13 protein-coding genes are annotated in these 19,575 nt (G+C 41.8%); 9 read left to right on the top strand and 4 right to left on the bottom strand.

The window, feature by feature from the left end:
- Nucleotides 1-128 precede the first annotated feature (128 nt).
- Both glsA and QJ048_RS01010 read right to left on the bottom strand, forming a co-directional pair.
- Nucleotides 129-1,166 carry a glutaminase A gene (glsA, locus tag QJ048_RS01015; protein ID WP_282332447.1) on the bottom strand — a complete coding sequence of 346 codons (1,038 nt, stop codon included), beginning with the start codon at nucleotides 1,164-1,166 and terminating at the stop codon, nucleotides 129-131.
- A 79-nt stretch (nucleotides 1,167-1,245) separates the two neighbouring features.
- The gene (locus QJ048_RS01010; protein WP_282332446.1) at nucleotides 1,246-2,460 is read right to left on the bottom strand and encodes a DcaP family trimeric outer membrane transporter; all 1,215 of its coding nucleotides are present in this window, start codon (nucleotides 2,458-2,460) and stop codon (nucleotides 1,246-1,248) included.
- A 236-nt stretch (nucleotides 2,461-2,696) separates the two neighbouring features.
- On the opposite strand from QJ048_RS01010, the gene QJ048_RS01005 reads away from it, so the two are divergent.
- Complete coding sequence (locus QJ048_RS01005) at nucleotides 2,697-3,725, top strand: DUF481 domain-containing protein (RefSeq protein ID WP_282332445.1); 1,029 nt, start codon at nucleotides 2,697-2,699, stop codon at nucleotides 3,723-3,725.
- A 130-nt stretch (nucleotides 3,726-3,855) separates the two neighbouring features.
- Here QJ048_RS01005 and QJ048_RS01000 read toward each other — a convergent pair whose 3' ends face one another.
- Nucleotides 3,856-4,710, bottom strand: a complete 855-nt coding sequence (locus QJ048_RS01000) for a hypothetical protein (RefSeq protein ID WP_282332444.1) — start codon at nucleotides 4,708-4,710, stop codon at nucleotides 3,856-3,858.
- Nucleotides 4,711-5,162: 452 nt separating this feature from the next.
- Here QJ048_RS01000 and QJ048_RS00995 point away from each other — a divergent pair, with 452 nt between their 5' ends.
- Nucleotides 5,163-5,417, top strand: coding sequence for a hypothetical protein (locus QJ048_RS00995; protein ID WP_282332443.1), 255 nt, complete (start codon nucleotides 5,163-5,165; stop codon nucleotides 5,415-5,417).
- A gap of 34 nt (nucleotides 5,418-5,451) precedes the next feature.
- Here the strand turns inward: QJ048_RS00995 and QJ048_RS00990 are convergent, their stop codons facing one another.
- Nucleotides 5,452-6,078 carry a M949_RS01915 family surface polysaccharide biosynthesis protein gene (locus QJ048_RS00990; protein WP_282332442.1) on the bottom strand — a complete coding sequence of 209 codons (627 nt, stop codon included), beginning with the start codon at nucleotides 6,076-6,078 and terminating at the stop codon, nucleotides 5,452-5,454.
- A 296-nt stretch (nucleotides 6,079-6,374) separates the two neighbouring features.
- Here QJ048_RS00990 and QJ048_RS00985 point away from each other — a divergent pair, with 296 nt between their 5' ends.
- From QJ048_RS00985 to QJ048_RS00955, 7 genes are all read left to right on the top strand, one after another.
- Nucleotides 6,375-6,983: an RNA polymerase sigma factor gene (locus QJ048_RS00985; protein ID WP_282332441.1), complete on the top strand. Its 609-nt coding sequence runs from the start codon at nucleotides 6,375-6,377 to the stop codon at nucleotides 6,981-6,983.
- A gap of 197 nt (nucleotides 6,984-7,180) precedes the next feature.
- Nucleotides 7,181-8,068: a FecR family protein gene (locus QJ048_RS00980; RefSeq protein WP_282332440.1), complete on the top strand. Its 888-nt coding sequence runs from the start codon at nucleotides 7,181-7,183 to the stop codon at nucleotides 8,066-8,068.
- A gap of 107 nt (nucleotides 8,069-8,175) precedes the next feature.
- Nucleotides 8,176-11,880: a SusC/RagA family TonB-linked outer membrane protein gene (locus tag QJ048_RS00975; protein WP_282332439.1), complete on the top strand. Its 3,705-nt coding sequence runs from the start codon at nucleotides 8,176-8,178 to the stop codon at nucleotides 11,878-11,880.
- 24 nt (nucleotides 11,881-11,904) lie between these two features.
- The gene (locus tag QJ048_RS00970) at nucleotides 11,905-13,824 is read left to right on the top strand and encodes a RagB/SusD family nutrient uptake outer membrane protein (protein WP_282332438.1); all 1,920 of its coding nucleotides are present in this window, start codon (nucleotides 11,905-11,907) and stop codon (nucleotides 13,822-13,824) included.
- A 32-nt stretch (nucleotides 13,825-13,856) separates the two neighbouring features.
- Nucleotides 13,857-16,718, top strand: a complete 2,862-nt coding sequence (locus tag QJ048_RS00965) for a SusC/RagA family TonB-linked outer membrane protein (protein ID WP_282332437.1) — start codon at nucleotides 13,857-13,859, stop codon at nucleotides 16,716-16,718.
- A 24-nt stretch (nucleotides 16,719-16,742) separates the two neighbouring features.
- Nucleotides 16,743-18,434 carry a RagB/SusD family nutrient uptake outer membrane protein gene (locus tag QJ048_RS00960; protein WP_282332436.1) on the top strand — a complete coding sequence of 564 codons (1,692 nt, stop codon included), beginning with the start codon at nucleotides 16,743-16,745 and terminating at the stop codon, nucleotides 18,432-18,434.
- A gap of 45 nt (nucleotides 18,435-18,479) precedes the next feature.
- Nucleotides 18,480-19,343 (top strand): hypothetical protein, encoded by an 864-nt coding sequence (locus QJ048_RS00955; protein WP_282332434.1) that lies wholly within the window; start codon nucleotides 18,480-18,482, stop codon nucleotides 19,341-19,343.
- Nucleotides 19,344-19,575: the final 232 nt, after the last annotated feature.

Below are 19,575 nucleotides of genomic sequence, written 5' to 3'. Positions count from 1 at the left end.
GATGATTGACGAGGGCCTATTAATAATTAATAATTAAGAATTAATAAGGTATCGTTTATCGTCTTTTATCAACTATTGTGTGTCCGAATAATGTAGAGACTGCCGCCCTATTAATTGTTAATCATTAATTACTTCTTTGGTTCGATCAAAAACGGATCAACCTTCAGTTGGTCCACTACATATTTGATCACTTTTTGCGCCTTCACGCTATTGCCTGCTGCGTCAAGTGGGGGAGATACAACTGCAATACCGAATTTGCCTGGGCAAACAGCGAGTAAACCACCACCAACACCACTTTTGGCCGGCAGTCCCGAGTTGTAATACCAAATACCGGAATCATCGTACAACCCCGCTGTAGCCATTACCGGTAATGTGTATTGCACCGTTTGCGGCGTAACAACTTTTTTCTTTGTAACAGGATTAATGCCGCCGTTTGCAAGCGTTGCCGCCATTGTGGCAAGGTCCTTTGCATTTACATTGATAGCGCATTGTTTTGTATAAATATCTGTTGACTGTACAGGGTCAAAGTACATGCGTCCATATGCAAGCAGCAAATGCGCTATTGCCTGGTTGCGAAGATTGTCTCCTGCTTCGCTTATATAAACAGGTTGATTAACCGTTAACTGACGTCCTGCGAAATCGCTTTGTTTTTGAAGAATGCTTTTCCATTTTGCTGCAGAGTCGGCACCGGCTACAAGGCTTGTTGCCGCTATAGCTCCGGGGTTTACCATCGGGTTGATCTCTTTCCCTTTTTGCAATTCAACAGCAACAATTGAATTGAAGCGCATGCCAGTTGCATCTACGCCTATTTTATCCTGAACGGCTTGCGGGCCCAGTTCTTCAAGTACCTGAGCCATTACGAAAACTTTCGACACACTTTGTATAGAAACCATAGAAGAGATATCACCCTTCGTGTACACAGTGCCATCTGTGGTAACCAATGCGATGCCGAAAATATTAGGATCAACATTTGCCAATTCCTTGATGTAGTCTGCATTCTTGCCTTCCTTTACATCTTTGAATTTGGTGTAAGCTTCATTAAGCAAACGCTCTATGTTTGCTTTTGAAAGATCTGTTTTTGTTTGCGCAAAACCGATGGTGTTGCCTGCAATTATTGTCAACAGAAAGAAGAAGGCAACTTTGCAAATACGATATGATTTTTTCATTGTAATATAATTTGATTGAGAGGTTTTTATTTTATTTGAACACGCACATACTTAAAACTTATTACCTAAAACTCACCGCTTACTTCCTGTAAAATGCCTGGGAGAAATTGTATTTAAATGAAAACTGCAGCTTGGTTATAGTACTCGAAAATCCGTCTGAATTATTTTCCCTGCGGCCCCATTGCAGTTCTACTCCTGCCATTACATTTTTTGCGGGATACCAGAGGAGGTTACCTATTGCGTATTGTCCCATATGAAATTCACTAGGGCCTTGCGCATCGGAGTTGGTGATGTCTTCAGATGAATAGCCAAGAGAAGAGCTGAATTTTTCGTTCCAGTTGTGATCAACAAACGCTGTAACACCAAAAACAGGAAGAGCTTTTCCCAAGACAGGAGTAACGGGATTGCTGAGATTGTTTTTGATGCCAATATCTACCGGGGCATCGTTCATATAGTTTTCAATTCCTTCGCCGTAAACAACTCCAAGGCGGAAAGTTGTGTTCTTACCCGCTTTAATATTTGAAGTAAGATTAAGTCCCCAGCCAACAGCATCGCCACTAAGATTATATTGATCATTATTCTGGTCCTCCCATTTGATGTAACGCAGAATGCCCGCCAGCTCTACGTACCCCCATTTGAATGCCTTTCGATATTCTGCAGAAAAATCGGGCACCGGAAATCTTGGGTTAACGCCTTGCAACTCTACACGGCCTGCGTACTGGCCCTGATCAGCACTGGCGCCTGGTCTTTCGAGTGCGAACGTGAGTTTGTCATCTCCCTGTATGGGCATATAACGGATCTGTATGTTTCTGAACAATGGCATTCCCACTGGTCCCCAGTATTCCAAGGTATTGGGAAATATGTCTATATCCATAAACGGACTCCAGTATTGACCAACTCCAAATTTTCCCAACTCTGCATATGCGTGGCGCAACCTCAATGTTGTTTGTCCCGCATCGACGCCGGTACCAAACATTTCAAACTCAAACGTAGTTTTCAATTCACCCAATGCAGTAGGGAAATAGTTTTTAAAGCCAAGTCTTGTCTGCCTTACAGAAAAATAAACATTACCGTTAGTGCCATATTGATTTTTGTAAGAAGGTAATTTCGTTGTACGGATCACATCATACCAATCAGGCTGGATCTGGTTAAAATTATAACCTGCATCAGTCATAATGGCGCCATAGATCTCCATGCTTTTTTGCTTTTCGTCCTGTGCAGACAGTCTGCAACAAATGAGTAGCAAAGTTGTAAATAATAAAAGGAGTCGCGAATGTGTGTGTGAGGGATTCATAAAATTTCAGTTTGTGTTGGAAATGAGTTTTCAACTGCAATACATTACTGGCAGAGCAGTTAATGAGTTTGCCTGGGATATAGAGTAAACCAAAAATAGAAGCAGATTGTTTAATTAATGTCGGGCATTTTACTTTACGGTTACATTCCAAAGCTGTTTACGGTAAAGCGCTATTGCTTTTTCTATAGAGTTTATTTTCATGATCAAAATATAAGGGACGCATTCCGTTGGTCTACATGAAAAGATTAGCATTCGTCATATTTGTTTTCATAGTGGCTTGCAACAACTTGCATGCGCAGCGTGATACTGTATATTTTTTAAACGGCAGTATGGTTGTGGGTGAAGTAAAAAAAATAAAGCTGGGCGTAATGACATTTGATCCCGACGATGCAAATGATATTACTATACAGCTTCGCAAAATTAGAACGCTTTCCGCACGTACGCGTGTGTTTCGAATCGAGTCAATAAAAGGTGAAGTTTATTACGGGAAAATTTTGTCGGATAGTGAAGCTACCAAAATATTTATAAACCGTGGTTATGATACAACAGAGTTGCAGCTCGAAAATATCTCTGTGCTATATCCTTACGAAAGCACAGTGCTGCAGCGGTTTTCGGGCAACGTAAGCGTTGGCTATAGCTTTACAAGATCAAGTGATTTGGGTCGCTTTAATTTTGATACCAGGCTCAGTTATACCGCGAAAAAGAATGAGCTGACATTTTCTGCATCCGGCATTTATACCATTACAGACTCATCGTTTAGCCGTGATCGTGAAGATATTTACATGAAGGACAATTATTACTTTAGTCCTACATGGTTCGCTTCGGTTTTTCTTGCATATCAGCGCAATCTTGAGCTCGGTCTCAGCCGGCGTTACCAGGAAGGTTTAGGAGCAGGAAATAAGTTTCTTACAAGAAAAAGTGTGTATGCGTGGGGAAGATTGGGAATGGTATTTAACCAGGAAAAAAGTACAGAAGATGTAAGGACCGGAACACAAGCGGAGTTGTTCGGACAACTTGAATTTAATTTCTTCCGGTTCAGCAAACCTGAAATTAATTTGCTCACCAGCCAAACATTTTATTACAGCCTCACACAGAAGGACCGTTTTCGTTACGATGGGTCAACAGATCTAAGCTGGGAAATTTTTGATGATTTTAAACTCACCCTGAGCTTCTACAACAACTTCGACTCCAAGCCTCCCGTTGCAGGCAGCAGAACGCTTGACTTTGGCGTTGTGTTCGGGATAGCGTATTCTTTTAATAACTGAATAACTGAAGGGTTGAGTAAGAAGTAAATGATTAAGTTAATGAATCATTGAATAGACGGGGAGCTGAAAATCTGAAGCAAGATGAACTTGCAAGTTCAGTTATTCAGTTACTCAGTTATTCAATCATTCTCTATACCGCTTCCATTTTCGCAATCACTCCTTTGTCTTTAAAGTGTAAAAGTGATTCGCTTATAGAAGGAATTATTTTCTTTACTATCTCATCCTGAATTTGCAGAACATTCGATTTGGTCATCACTCTCTCGTAAATTTCTGACCATACCTGTTGTCCCGTTTTTGCGATGAAAAGTTGAAGTGTTACTCTCAGGTGATGATTTATCAATTGCACACAACCAGATACAATGTAGCAGCATCCAACCGTTCGATGCAAGTCGCGAAGGTCCTTGTCTGCATTTACCATGCCTTTGATCGTTTGATAAGAAATAACATAGAAGTCTTTTATTTCCATCAGGTTGTTGCTTAACTGAAGGCAAAAGCCGTTCATAAAAAGTTTTGTCAGCGGGTTTTCTTCATCGCATAGCAAAGGCACTACTGCAATGGCAGAATCTGTTTCCGGTTCAGCTGCTGTATCATCAATAATAGTATGCAAAACTTCGTTCGGAGTTAAAGCATCCCTCATTGAAAAATCAGGAACGTATTTTCCTTTAGGTATGGAAATGATCAACTCATCGTTTTGTCCCGCGGTTTCATAGTAGTGATCCAGCGCTCTTCTCAATCGACCGGCATGTATGCGCACAATGCCATTTTCCTGTGGCTTGAAATCCAGCGGTTTGCCAAGTACGTTGGTGGCTATAGTATATTCTTTAAGGCAGTTCGAGCGGCCATGCAGCGTTTCCAATACAATGTATTTCAGAAACTTTTTTAAAATGCCAGCTTCGGCAAAAAGTGGGTCGCATGATATTTTTTCCAATTGTAGTTCAAAGACATCGATGCCTGGAACTATTGACGTTGCAGTTAGAGATTGCATATGTAACGATTTGTTTCAAAAAAGATCAATAAACAGGTACAAGATTTTTTGTGCTCCCATATCGGATATATCGGATACATTTTGCATGGGCATAGATATACGGTAGCACAAATGCTACGTCAGGGTCTTGGAAACCTATTGTTTTAATACGGTCATTATAGATACAACATCAGGAATTTGGAATTGTTCAGCCCGCACAAAAAAATGTGCCAAGGGGTGGGAACGCAGATCATCATGATTGTGATGCTTATTTGGATTTTTATTAAACTAGATGTCTGTTTTAAAGGCATCTAGCGAGTATGCTTTTTTTGATCATAACAGATCTTGACAATCATGAAAATCTGCGTTCTTTCTCTTTTTCAAATTCCGCATTTAACCGTAAACCATTGTAAACACTAGCGTGTAGCGTGTTTATGATTTAATTTAGAAATCGATTATTAAAAAAGATATTAATGCTGGAGTCTAGCGATCACTTTATGAATGTCGTAAAGAAAGATTTTCCGATGCACTCTCAAAGCATCGAAAAGCTTTATTCTCAAGATGGTATGTTCAGGTCGTTATGCGAAGAATATACATCCTGTTTGCAGCATCTTGCAAAGTATAAAAGAGAAGCCTCTGAAAAAAATAATGATCTTGCTGAATTTGAAGCCCTTCTTGCTGACCTTAGCAAAGAGCTGAGGAGTTTTATTGAAGAACATAAGCCGTGAGGTGAAATTAGGAATTAGGAGTTAGAATTGTTGTTTACCTGTTCCATGTTTCTAAAATGTGTTTGTTCCAAAGATTCTCAGCATATTGCCTGAAGGCAGCTTTCCCATTTTTAAAATTGTCATCCAGCTTGTAAGTGCCTCCGTAATAATCTTTTCCTGAAAGCTGTACCTTGCTTTCCCCTCTTAGCGCATATTTTTTGTTGCCTTCGTACATAATAATTTTTGTAGGCACAGGACTCACATCGCCATGACAGGAGTTTTTATACATCACCCAAACCTCCGCAAGTCCGTTGTTGTCAAGATCTGTTACGGCAAAAGTTTTATCAACAAAGTATACATTGAGATCAACAACGCAGCCATCGCTAAAATCGTAAATTCTCCATACAAGCTTTGTGCTGTCGTTTTTTACAACATAATGATAAGCATATAAATAAGCATCGCGCAGGCCATCGTTGTCTTTGCCCTTCGTTGGGATTTCACCTGTTTCGCTCGTGATCACATAATTTAAACCAAGCCTGTCGAGCCATTTAACCGCGTTAATAATATGGCCCTCGTACTTCAGGTGTTTGGGTAAATTTTGAGCGCCGAGTTTGGTGAGATTAATTTGAGAAAAAGTTGAAATGGTAACTAGCAAAAGAATTAATAAGGTAAGGAGTTTCATTAGGGTAGGCTAATTTGTTTCCAAAGAAAATAAAATTGTGCTGACTTTCAAACTGTATGAATACGGAGATTTCCCACTTTAACTCTCAACTCGATTGAAAACCAGCAACTAAAAACGCCCATGCCCACAAAAAACAGTTTTAATTTGTAAATCACTTTAAATACGACACTTAGTGTTTATTTTTGAGCGCTCATAGGTAAAGCTGGGAAAAAAGCTTCATGCGATCTTTCAGGCAATATTATATATATGAGATTGGTAATGCGAAAAGTATAAATACAAAATCTTTAGCCGGCCTAATGGAATCCAGATCAGAGACTGAACTACTGCGACAATGGTGGACCGATACACTGGCGGGAAATACCGATGCCTTCAACGACATTCATAAAATGCTTTTTAATGGATTGTATTATTATGCATCCAAGTTATTGAATGACAATGGCCTCGCTGACGATGCCGTGCAGGAACTCTTTGTAAAGATGTGGACCAAACGAACTTCTATAGGCAACCTCGAAAAAGTAAAACCATATTTCTTCACTGTTCTTCGTCGCCAGATACTCAACCAGCTGCGGTCCTTAAAGTTGCGTGAATTGAAAATCAAAATGTCGGTAGAGCCTGACATTTGTTTTTCGGTAGAAGAAATTATTGTGGAAAAGGAAACGGAAGAGTCACTGCATACGAAACTCGCCGCACTTTTAAACGAACTACCTGCCCGCCAGAAGGAAGCCATTTACCTGCGCTATTATGAAGATATGGAGTACAAGCAGATCGCCGAGATAATGAACGTTAATTATCAGTCAGTTCTAAACCTCATCCAAAAAGCACTCAACAGGCTGCGTTCTGAGCAGCTGCTTGCTGTTTTTTTGGCTGCAGTCTTTATTACAAATAAACTGAATAAACTGAATTGACTGAATAAACTGAATAGTTGAAAGTTATAGTACAAGATTGAAAATCAATCATTCAGTTTATTCAGTCAATTCGGTTTATTTAATCACCGCAACGCACGCTTTATCCCAAATAAAAAAAAGTTAAAAATTTTTACTCCCAAAGAGTATGACTGAAAAAGTCATGTGTCTTAATCATTGTATAACATAAAAACACAAGAATGCCGGGGTTTTTTAAGATAGGAAATAATAAGGTTGAGTTCAAAAAGGAGCCCGTTTCCCCTGAAATACAAACTGAAAACTGGTTGAAGGTTGAAGCTGCAATTCAGAAAGGGAAAACGAGAATTGTCTGGCTAAGACCCCTGCTGGTTGCGGCATCTTTCGTACTCATAGCGGCAACCTCTATCTGGATATTTCTGCAATATGAAAATCGAAATCTTTACCTGACTGAAGTAAAAACGCTTTCCGGCGAAATAAAACGCATTACTTTACCGGACGGTTCTTTCGTGGTGCTGAACGCAAATTCCGTTTTGAAAGTTCCCAAGGTTTGGAAAGAGAGCGGCAAAAGAAATGTGTGGATCGAAGGGGAGGCCTACTTCACTGTGGCGAAAAAGAAGGTCACCGGAGACATATTTATAGTACATACCAAAGACGTAGACATTGAAGTACTCGGAACCAGGTTCAATGTAAATACAAGAAACGATCAGTCGACTGTGGCACTGGAGGAAGGAAAAGTGCAGCTGGCCGTAAAAGCTATTACTTCATCCAAGGCCGATAAAAAGGAGCAACCGGTGGTAATGAAGCCGGGTGAAGTAGCGGTAGTTAACAAGAATGACGTAGTAAAACTGGATGCAGACTCTACAATCAACATGTATTCAGGCTGGGCACGCAACGAATTCCACTTCAATTATACGTCAATGACTGAAGTTGCAAGGCTAATACAGGACACCTATGGTTACAGCGTTGTAATTTCGGACTCAAGTTTATGGCAGGCAAAAATATCAGGAGAGCTGCGGGCAGGTAATATAGAGGATATGGCCAAAGTCCTGGAAGTGATTCTTAAGAGGAAAATAACAATCAAGAATAAAACGCTCGTCATCGGGCAATAACAACAACAACAGCAACAACAACAAACCAAAACACAGTGTGCTCCCGGCACACTGAAAAATTGAAACAGAAACCAAAACTGATTAATTAACGATCGCAAAAAAGAAGTATGAAAAAGAGCCTCTACCCCAGGAAAGTGTTTTTCCTGCTCGGCATCGTCATGTCTGTGGTCAACGTCATGAGTGCGCATTCGCAAACAGCATTGAATGCTATAGCGTACAGTCAGCAGAAACACAATTCTCCAACAAATTCGGAATCTAAAACAATTTCCCAACTTTTACTGGAAGCAAGAAAAACGTTTGATGTAGACTTTGTCTACGAATCAAATGTCTTGCCGGATGCTGCGCTTGCCATGAACGTAACGAAGTACAAAACCGTTACTGCTTTTCTTGACGAACTCCTTAAGCCTTATGGACTTAAGTACAAAAAAGTTTTAAAGAAGGCATATGTGATTTACACAAACAACGAAGAGCTGAAGAGCCTGATGCTTTCGTTGAATATAAAAAATACCGAAGAAGTAGTTGAGGTAAAGGCGCCGGTTGATACTACTTTGAACATTTCCGGTAAAGTAACCACACAAAAAGGCGAACCGCTGGATGGCGTAAGCGTGTTTGTAAAAGGTGCCGCAAAGGGCGCGATCACAGACAAGAACGGTATGTTCAAACTGACTGTGCCTGGCGCTAACACCGTTATCGTTGCATCAATGATCGGCTACCTTCCACAGGAAATGTATGTGGGTAACAACAGAAATTTCTCAATTGCATTGATGTCGCAGAACAGTGCAATGGAAGAAGTAGTGGTAGTAGGTTATGGACAACAGAAAAAAGCATCCGTAACTGCATCTATCAGTACCATATCTTCTAAGGAAATCGTTCAGTCACCTGTTGCCAACATCAGTAATGCGCTTGCTGGTCGTTTACCGGGCTTGATCTCCGTGCAGTCTTCCGGTAAACCGGGCGAAGATGCTGCGAACCTATACATCAGAGGTGTGAGCACTTATAGCGCAAGTACAGCGCCTTTGGTTATGGTGGATGGAGTTGTAAGAGATACTTATAACGATATCGATCCCAATGAAATAGAAACACTCAGTATTCTTAAAGATGCGTCTGCTACTGCCGTATTTGGCGTACGTGGTGCAAATGGTGTAATTCTTATTACCACAAAACGTGGTAAGGAAGGTGCACCTAAAGTGAGCGCTACTTTTCAAACAGCTGCTGTAAGTTTCCTTAACATGCCTAAGTATGTTAACTCTCCACAGTATGCAACGTTGAGAAACGAGCAGATATTTGAAACATACTGGCAACAACATGCCAACGATCCGGATATCGTGGGTCAGGCTGATGGCTGGTCAAAGTTTGTAGCGAAAAGAAATGATCCGGGACCTACCGGTTATAAGCCGCAATACTCGGACAACGATTTGAAGTATTACCAAAATGCACATACACCCACGCTGGCTGACGGAACAAAAAATCCGTGGTATGATCCGTATTTCCATCCTGACCAGGATTGGCAAAGCCAGATCTACAAAAAGTATGCACCTCAAACGCAGGCAAATATCAACATCACTGGTGGAACCAAAGGTGTGAAATATTTCATTTCCGGTGGTTACCTCACACAGGGTGGTTTGTTCAAAACAGATTATATGCCTTTCTCTAAGGAGATGGACTACAGAAAAGACCGTTACAACCTGAGAGGCAACTTTGATTTTGATGTAAATGAAAATTTGAAAGTATCGGTGGATCTGGGAACCCAGTTCGTTCAGGTTACAGGTATGGACAATGACAACTATAACTATGAGAAGAATTTGATGTGGACGAATCCGATGGGCTCTCCTGGTTATATTGATGGCAAGTTTGCATTTATCTGGCAGCGTGATGCAGAACAGTTTAACCCGTTATGGAGTTTGTCAATGCGTAACTCGTACGCACTTACTAATAACAGTACACTCAATTCTGCTGTTCGCATAGTACACAAGCTGGACTTTATTACGAAAGGGCTTTCTGTAAGTGGCAGAGCTGCATACGACAGTTACTTTGCTAATACTGCAAGGGGAACATCTTTCCCGGTAAAATGGGCGGTGCGCCAAAATCCCAACGGCAACGTTTTGGATCCGATCTGGGTGCAGTTGAATAATGAGCAACCTTCGCAAAGATTTGCCAACGCGTACAAAGAAAAGTGGCGCAAGTGGTATGCAGAGTTTGCTATCAACTATAACCGCACTTTCGGCGATCATTCAGTTACAGCTTTGTTGATGGCTAACGCTGAAAAGAAGTTCGATCCAAAATTGGCTTATGATCTTCCGCACGCATACGAGGGTATTGTGGGCAGGGTTGCTTATGGCTATAAAGGCAAATACCTTGCAGAGTATAACATGGGTTACAACGGATCTGAGAACTTCCCTGAAGGTCAAAGATTTGGCTTCCTTCCGGCATACTCACTTGGATGGGTAGCAAGTAACGAATCTTTCTGGCCGCAAAACCAAATTGTTACTTACCTGAAGGTGAGAGGATCGCTTGGTTATGTAGGTAATGATAAAATTTATATTCCTGGTACCACGACTGAGGCTCGCTACCTGTATTTACCCGATGTATGGGGCTACGGCGGCGGTGATATGGGCGGTTACTATTTTGGTGTAAACGGATCTAACCGTAACAAAATAAGAAGCGCTTATGAAAGTACACTTGGTAACCCTAATGTAACCTGGGAAACATCAAGAAAAATGAATATTGGCTTTGAAGCTAAGTTCTTTAAAGACAAGCTGGGTATCACTTACGATTATTATAATGAACATAGAACAGATATCCTTTCATACAGAGGAACAGTGCCGGGCATCGTTGCTGCAAGTTTGCCTCCTTACAACTTAGGAGAAACGCAAAACTGGGGTAATGAGCTGGAAATTACCTACAACGATAAAGTTGGACGCAAATTCAATTATTGGGTAAAAGCCAATATTTCCAACAACCAGAATAAGATCGTTTTCCGCGATGAACCGATCGTACCGGGTCTTGAGTACCAGTCTCAGACAGGCAAGCCAATCAACACAAATTTATATCTGCAGGCGGATGGTTTGTACACTTCATGGTCACAATTGTACGCTGTAGATGCGGCTGGCAACCCGATTCTTTCACAACCGGTTGCTGCAAAAAATGCAGATGGTAAAACCTATACGAACCCTGGCGGACAGACTGTTCTTGAAAGAGATCTTTCATTCGGTACGGCGGCTTTGCAACCCGGTGATATAAAGATGAAAGATATTAACTATGATGGTGTGATCGATAACAAGGATTACGTAAGAAACGGTTACACATCCATACCTCGATATACTTATGGCGTTTCATTTGGATTTAATTATAAAGGATGGGATTTCTCCGTATTGTTTCAAGGAGCGGGCGGCGTAGCGGCAGATCCAATGCCGTCAACAAACCTGCATTTCAATGGTACAACAGAAGCATTGTTTGCTGTAGATTGGAGCCGCTTTACACTTGACCGTTATAACGCTGGTCAGAAGATCGATTTTCCGATAGCTGCTTATAATCGGCAGGCTTCCGCTCCGAACCCTTCGAAACAAATTGGAGGAAACACATATTTCCACCTCAACACTTCTTACGTGCGTTTGAAAAACCTTGAGGTTGGTTATACATTCCAAAAAGGAATTCTTTCAAAAGCGGGCATTGGTTCGGTTCGCATCTATGCGAATGGATTCAATCTGTATACATGGAGCAAGAACTCTATCTGGGGCGATCCTGAAAACATGGGTTACATGGGCTATCCGCTTACACGCACATATAACGCTGGTTTCAAAGTGAGTTTCTAATTTTTAATTCCAAAAGAAAAAAAGATGAAAAAAATATATTTACCTCTTCTGCTTTTTGCCGGTGCTATTTCGGCGGGCGTGATGAGTAGTTGCAATAAAGATTTCCTGGAAAAGCCTAAAGGTGGCGCGGTAACTGTTGATACCATTTTCCATACGCAAATGCAGGCACAGTACGCTGTTGCCGAAATGTACAAGTGGTGTATCCCTTCAGGCTTTGTATTAACTGAGTCTGCAGATTGCCGTGAGGACGCACTTACAGACAACGTGTACCTGACACTACCCGGCGCTGCGTGGGTGGGTGGCAACTACAACTATCAATATTATTTATCCGGCACCATGACTCCGGCGGGCACTATTGACAGAGGGCCTACTGCTCTTGGCCGCGGAGATGCTCCGTCTTTTAACGGATGGTACAAAGCGATCAGAAAAGCGAATCTTGTTATAAAAAATATAGACGCCGTAACTGATGCAACTCCGCAGTGGATTTCAGATGTGAAAGGCCAGGCTCTATTTTGCCGCGCAATGGCGCATTACAGTGCATTCCGTATGTTTGGCGGTATTCCAATCGTAACAGCAGTATTGGCAGGTGATGGGAAAATTTCTATTCCACGTTCTTCTGTTCAGTCTGTAGTCGACAGCATCGTTACATGGTGCGATCAGGCAGCTGTTTTACTTCCTGCTACACGTGGTTCAGTTGATTATGGCAGAGTAACAAGTCTCGCCGCATTAGCTTTAAAAGCAAGAATTTTATTGTACGCTGCTAGCCCGCTTTATAATACTCCAAGCGAGATGAAGTCTTTGATCGCCGGAGCCAGATTCGGTGATGGCAGAGACACTGTTTTGTGTTATGCTACTTATGATAAAGAACGTTGGAAAAAAGCTGCTGATGCTGCAAAAGCAGTAATAGATGCGGCTCCTGCTGCAGGTGTTTCTTTGTACAACACTGGAAAACCGACGACTACTGTTAACACAGATACTTATGCAGGCCTTGGTGATTACGAAGCAGTTTGCAACAACGTTTATGGTACTACTGGTGCTTATGGTAATCCTGAAATGATTTTGGTAAATACATTCAACCAAAAAGATCCCGATAAGAGCCAGTGGAATGAGTGGGGGTTTTATAACACTTCTAAGATCCGCATGAATCAATGGGGTGCTAAGAACAATGTGCCAATTGAATTCCTGCAGATGTATGAAAAAACAGATGGTACCAAATGGACCGCTACTCCTTCAGGAAAAGATTTCAAAGCTTATTTCGAAGGATTGAATCTTGACCCTCGTGCATACCAGTGCCTTGCTTATGCGGGACAACGCTGGAACAGTGCCAGAACATTTGTTACTTACTACAAAGGTTCTGGAGATGTACCTCTGTCTTATTCACAAGGAGCTCTTTGCGATGATACTAACGCAGGTGATGCTACCGGAAGCGCCATTGAGACTACAAAATTTGTTGCACGCGTTGACAACATGAATGACAACCACTTTGCATGGCCTGTTTTCCGTTTGGCAGAATTTTATCTAAGCTATGCAGAGGCGATAAATGAATATTCAGGAGCAAATGGGGATGCTACTTCTTATCTGAATCTGATCAGAGCGAGAGCGGGTATGCCTGCTAAAACACCTGCATCAACTGCTGACTTCCGCACTGCCATTCAAAACGAGCGTTCGGTAGAATTTGCTTTTGAGAATAAGAGGTACGATGATTTGCACCGTTGGTTAACAGCCCAAACTGTAATGAATCAAACTTTTCATGGATTCGCGGTTACTGCGTCAACAAATGGTGTTACTCCGAAGCCAACCAATCCATTCCTCAACTGGGTAACGATCAGTTACGGAACAAGAGTATTCCCTGCGAAGTACTATTATGTTCCGTTCCCACTGGATCAAATAAGTATGCTGTACCTGGGAGGAAAAGGCTGGGATGGTCAAAACCCGGGATGGTAACTAAGGTTTGAAAATCGACAATCATAAACTACATGAAAAATATAAATATTAAACTCTTTATAGGACTGCTCTTTCTCGCCGGGCTGGATGTAACTCAGGCGCAAACAAAGAAGACAGCCCAGTTAGAATCTGCAATATTGCTGACTGCAAAAAGCGATACTGTAAAACTTATTGATGGAGGTATCAGAAGCGAACAAAGCTGGAGAAATACAGGGGCCACATTTACGATTTCTGGCGAAGATCTTGTAAAGACGAATGCAGGTAATTTGCTGAATACATTGCAGGGAAGAATCCCCGGATTAACAGTAAGTACAGGTTCGGGCGAACCCGGTTATGATGCGCCAACGCTTTATGTACGTGGCGTGAGCAGCTGGAACATTACAGGGAACAGAGTAGCTATCTACCTCGATGGTTTCCAGGTAGACATGAATTCTCTTTCTGCATTATCACCTAATGAAATCGAATCTGTAACGCTCCTAAAAGATGCGGCTGCAGTTGCGGTGTATGGTCTTGACGGTGGTGCGGGCGTATTGAGTGTTCGTACGAAAGAAGGAACAAAATCCGGCAAAACAAAAATTGAAACAAATGCAAGATATGGTTCTATGCGACCAATCGCATTGCCACAAGTGATGGATGCTTACGGATACACAACTGCTTACAACCAGGCTTTGCAAAATGACGGATTGCCGATCAAATACTACAATACAAATTTGTATAAGGCTACAGACGATCCTTTTCACCCAAATGTGAATTGGTACGATAAAATGTTGACCAATAAATCTGCCACACAGAACTACGATTTATCATTCCGTGGTGGTAATGACAAGGCAAGATTTTTTGTGCTCGGCGGCTACACAAGTTTCACCGGTATTTACAAAGACGCAACTGATGTTGACAAAGATTTTGGTACGAATGCAAAATATAACAGGCTTAGTTTGAGAGCTAACATCGATTTGAACCTGAACAAAAATCTTTCTGTAAAGGCTACTGTTTCCGGTATTACAGAAGATCGTAAAACGCCGTCGGGTTTTACAGCTGCTTCAGTGTTCAGTGCTATCATGTCGTTGCCATCGGCGGCGTTTCCTGTAAAGAACCTGGATGGTACATGGGGCAATGGTTCCGTGTATAATTTCAACCCGGTTCAATTGCTGAGACAAAATGGTATTTATAGCTCACACACAAGATACCTGCAAACAAACGTGAGCTTCAAAGAAAAATTGGATATACTCACGAAAGGATTGGCGCTTAGTGGTGGTGTTTCATTTGCCAACGTATACACGGGCATTTATCAAACAACGTTTACAGTACCTTCTTATGAAATTACTAAAGACGCTTACGACAACCCTGTGATAGATGCTAAAGGTAATGTGGTGTATAAAACATTGGGCGCTACGGGCCAGAGCATCAACGACGGAGGTAACGACCACTGGAACAGGTCATCTTCCATCTTTGGCTTTGACTACGACAGAAGCTTCGGCAAACACAGTTTTACAGGAATGATAAAATACACCCGTTCAAGTTATACGCATGACGGGCAGGTATATCCTGTGGCGGAACAAGGCTTACGCGGCAATGTTACTTATGACTACAACAAAAAATATATCGCTGATTTCTCTTACTCTTATTTAGGCTCTGCTGATTTTCAGGACGGCCATCGTTATGGATTCTTCCCTGCAATAGGTTTGGGATGGGTAGCAAGCAATGAAGACTTTTTGAAAAATAATAAAGTCATCAGTTTCTTAAAGGTTAGAGGATCTTACGGTAAAACTGCCAACGCAAACGAAGATTATCGTTTCCAATATGAACAATGGGCAAGTTATACTGGCGGTGTTTATATTCTTGGTACAACAGATGGTGGCAGAAACGGAAGAACAGAAGGTGCTATTCCCAATTCTAATTTTACATGGGAGTCTAAGCAAACTGCTAACCTCGGCGTTGACCTGACCATCCTGAACAAATTGAATGCAACATTGGATGTGTTTAAAGAGAAACGCACAGGTATCCTTGAACAGCCTGTTGGAGTTCCTGACTACACTGGCTTCAATTTCAGAAACACTAACACCGGTGAAGTAGAGAATAGTGGATTTGAAGTAGCTCTTCAATATCGTGATAAAACCAAAAGCGGCTTTGAATATTATGGTGGTGCTACCATGTCATATGCACATAATAAAATAACAAAGAAAGCTGAAGATCCGCAGCCCTATGATTATCTCTATGCCCAAGGGCGTCGCATTGGTCAGATGCAGGGATTTGAGAATGCCGGTTTTTATCAGGTTGCAGATTTTGATGCCAGCGGAAATTTAAATCCGGGCGTTGTAAAATCAACCTACGGAACAGTGCATCCGGGCGATCTGAAATATGTGGATCTAAATGGTGATGGATTGATCAATAACTATGACCTCGCTCCAATGAAGTACGCAAAACTTCCTGAAGTTACATTAGGATTTAATTTGGGCTTCAAATACAAAGGGTTTGATTTTGATGCGTTCTTACAAGGCGTGATGAACAGAACAGTAAGCTTAATGGATGACGCTTTCAACTATACGCACCCGTTAGCCAATAACATCAATATCACAGCTTTTTCAAACAATCCATGGACACCTGCAACAGCAACTACTGCTACCTCACCAAGATTGTCTACGTTGGTAAACAACAACAACAATCTGCCTGCAGAATTTTGGCTTCGTAATGGCAACTTCTGGAAGCTACGCAGTATTGAAGTTGGATATTCTCTGCCTCGCACAGGCGCCCTGAAAAAAATGGATGTAATCAGAATATTCCTGAATGGCAACAATTTGCTGGGTAACAAAATCGATGGGTTAGAGCCTGAAAGACTTTCAATGGGATATCCGTTGATGAAGACAGTGACAATTGGATTGAAAGCAAAATTTTAGCACGAACATTTTAAGACACGAAAAATGAAAAAGTACTATCATCTCCTCATTATAATAGTGGTCGCTACATTCTCCTTAGTCTCCTGTAAAAAAGACTTCCTGGATGTAAAAAGCGTACCGGCCGACATGCCCATCAGCATGATGTACAAAACATACGACTACGCACAGGATGTTGTGTGGAAGGCATATAGCTTTTTACCGGACAGCTACAACACAGTGGATATGGAAGCAGCATCAGATGATGCCTACCATACAAACGTTAACAACCGTTCCCATGTTTTCAACACTGGCACATGGACGCAATTCTATAATCCTGATGGCGTTTGGTCAAATTGCTTTGACGGCATTTACCAGGCAAATCTTCACCTGGCACACAGGAAAGAAATAAGCCTTGACTACCTTTCAAATGGTATCGTAAACAACGACTCTACTAACTACAAAAGGGCAGTGTTGAACGTGGCTTATATGCAGGGTGAATGTTATTTCCTGAAAGCGTTCTTTTATCTTGAACTGGTAAAACGCTACGGTGCTGTACCTATTATCGATACTGCAGTTGACTACAACAACACTGCTACATGGAAGAACCTTCCGAGAAAATCAGTAGATGACGTTTTCAAGTATATCGTTTCAATGTGCGACAAAGCTGCGGTGATTATTCCGGATAGCGTACGCACGAGCGCAGCTACCACATGGTATGAATCCGGCAGAGCTACTTACGCGGCGATCAAAACACTGAAAGCAAAAGCGCTGTTGTTTGCAGCAAGTCCGTTGTTCAAAGATGCAGGCTCTACTTATACATGGGCCGACGCCGCTGCCGCTGCGAATGATGTTATTAAAATGAACGTGTTTAGCCTTGATGCTTCATATGCAAATTTATTTGGAGCAACCAATGGAACATCTACCGAAGCGATCTTCTTCAAAAGATATAGCGATCAAAACGGTTTTGAGTTTAATAACTTTCCCATTATGTTTGAAAAAAGCAACGGGAACAGTGTTACACCAAGTCAAAATTTCGTAGATGAGTTTGAAGTAAAAACAGGTACTACATCTGCTCCTTTTGACTGGAACAATCCAACTCATGCAGCGAATCCATACGCTAACAGAGATCCGCGCATGGCCGCAACAGTAGTGTACAACGGAGCTACGTTCAGTTCCAGCGTTGTTCAAACATATGTTGGCGGAAACAGTGGTCAGCCAAAATTGAACTCTACTAAAACAGGATACTATTTGTCAAAATACGTAAACCAAACGGTGAGCCTTACTAATGCCACTAAAACAAAACACCAGTGGTTGTATTTCAGATACGGTGGTTTATTGCTCGACTATGCTGAAGCAATGTACAACGCATATGGTGCAAATGGCAATCCACAAGGTTATAGCATGACCGCATTGCAAGCGCTCAACAAAGTAAGAACTCGTACCGGTGTAGCAATGCCGGCTCTTGCAGACTTGTCGCCAGCTGCTATTATGCACGAGCGCAGAGTAGAACTTGGATTTGAAGGCCAGCGCTACTGGGATGTACGCAGATGGAAACTGGGGGGCACTTATTTCAACGCGCCTTTGAACAGAATAGAGATTACGTTCAACGGTAGTTCATATACTTATGCAGTGAAGAAATTGGAAGACAGGGTGTATGATGACAAGAAAATGAACTGGTATCCGATCCCTCAAAATGAAATTGTAAAAACAGGCTGGTCGCAAAACGCCGGCTGGTAATAAAAACTTAATTAAGGATTCATAAACCCTAATACAATTATGATTATGAAGTCGTCAATAAATTCAAAAATATTCAACACAATACTTCCTTTGGTTGGTGCTGCGCTGATGTTTAGTTGTAGCAAGCAGGAAGCAAACAACAGTTACGAGGTTTACGCTCCTGTAGACAGCCTCACTGCCACATTTACCGCAACGCCAGTGCCGGGAAGTGATACAAAATTTGTTGTTACAAATACAACCAAAGGCGAATGCGTGGGAACATACTGGAACCTGGATCAGGGAGCCGGATATGCTGGGGGTAAAGTGTCAGACACTGTTTTCTTTCCACTAGCGGGAACATACAGTATTACAATGCAGGCTGCAGACAAGCGGGGACGTTTGTATACCGCACCTCCGGTAAAAGTAACTACCACAGCTAATGATCCAAGATATTTATTAAAAGGCGGCCAAATGAGAACCGGTGATGACGCGTTCTGGAGCCGTTTCGACCAGAGCGCACCGAATGGGGTGTGGGTATTGGCTGGTGGAAATTATACAGTAACCGGAAATCCTAAGAACAGCGGCATCTACCAGGCTGTACAATTGGTTGCCGGTAAGAAATATAATATTTCAATAACTTCTGCGGCTACTTCATATAACAGCACATGGGGTGAAGTGTGGATAGGCAAAAATCAACCGGTTAATGGTTCTGATTATGGTGCCGCCGCTCCGGCTGCAGGAAACGCAACTACTCAAACGCCAACATTTGTGAGTTGGGCAAGCAGCACCACTGCGTTTACATCGGGTACCAAAACGAGTACGTTTACGCCAACTACTGCAGGAACTTATTATTTCACAATAAAAGTAGGTACCGGAAGTTCATTCAGCTCGATTGCTATTTCTAACGTAAGTCTTTACAGCGATAACTAGAGGAGGGAAAATTTGAAAATATGCAAATTTTCAAATTCTCTTAACCTTGAACCAGTCATACAGTTGCCGTGTTTAGACACGGCAACTCTCTTTAACCCCTTTCTAATCTTCTCTGAGAATCTGATTTAGCAGCCCGTGTTTATTAATGTCCGATGTCATGGTTCATGTCACCACGAACCATAATCACGAAGTCCGGTAGTTTGTGGCAACACGAAACTACGGTCAGGAATGT

Source organism: Pinibacter soli (assembly GCF_029961145.1).
Classification (GTDB): Bacteria; Bacteroidota; Bacteroidia; order Chitinophagales; family Chitinophagaceae; genus Pinibacter; species Pinibacter soli.
Note: the sequence above shows the minus strand (reverse complement) of the source record. Positions and strands in the feature narration are given on the sequence as shown.

Bases quoted from the DNA above. Each gene is read 5' to 3' on its own strand.
- glsA (WP_282332447.1), bottom strand. From the start codon at position 1,166: ATGAAAAAATCATATCGTATTTGCAAAGTTGCCTTCTTCTTTCTGTTG.
- QJ048_RS01010 (WP_282332446.1), bottom strand. From the start codon at position 2,460: ATGAATCCCTCACACACACATTCGCGACTCCTTTTATTATTTACAACT.
- QJ048_RS01005 (WP_282332445.1), top strand. From the start codon at position 2,697: ATGAAAAGATTAGCATTCGTCATATTTGTTTTCATAGTGGCTTGCAAC.
- QJ048_RS01000 (WP_282332444.1), bottom strand. From the start codon at position 4,710: ATGCAATCTCTAACTGCAACGTCAATAGTTCCAGGCATCGATGTCTTT.
- QJ048_RS00995 (WP_282332443.1), top strand. From the start codon at position 5,163: ATGCTGGAGTCTAGCGATCACTTTATGAATGTCGTAAAGAAAGATTTT.
- QJ048_RS00990 (WP_282332442.1), bottom strand. From the start codon at position 6,078: ATGAAACTCCTTACCTTATTAATTCTTTTGCTAGTTACCATTTCAACT.
- QJ048_RS00985 (WP_282332441.1), top strand. From the start codon at position 6,375: ATGGAATCCAGATCAGAGACTGAACTACTGCGACAATGGTGGACCGAT.
- QJ048_RS00980 (WP_282332440.1), top strand. From the start codon at position 7,181: ATGCCGGGGTTTTTTAAGATAGGAAATAATAAGGTTGAGTTCAAAAAG.
- QJ048_RS00975 (WP_282332439.1), top strand. From the start codon at position 8,176: ATGAAAAAGAGCCTCTACCCCAGGAAAGTGTTTTTCCTGCTCGGCATC.
- QJ048_RS00970 (WP_282332438.1), top strand. From the start codon at position 11,905: ATGAAAAAAATATATTTACCTCTTCTGCTTTTTGCCGGTGCTATTTCG.
- QJ048_RS00965 (WP_282332437.1), top strand. From the start codon at position 13,857: ATGAAAAATATAAATATTAAACTCTTTATAGGACTGCTCTTTCTCGCC.
- QJ048_RS00960 (WP_282332436.1), top strand. From the start codon at position 16,743: ATGAAAAAGTACTATCATCTCCTCATTATAATAGTGGTCGCTACATTC.
- QJ048_RS00955 (WP_282332434.1), top strand. From the start codon at position 18,480: ATGAAGTCGTCAATAAATTCAAAAATATTCAACACAATACTTCCTTTG.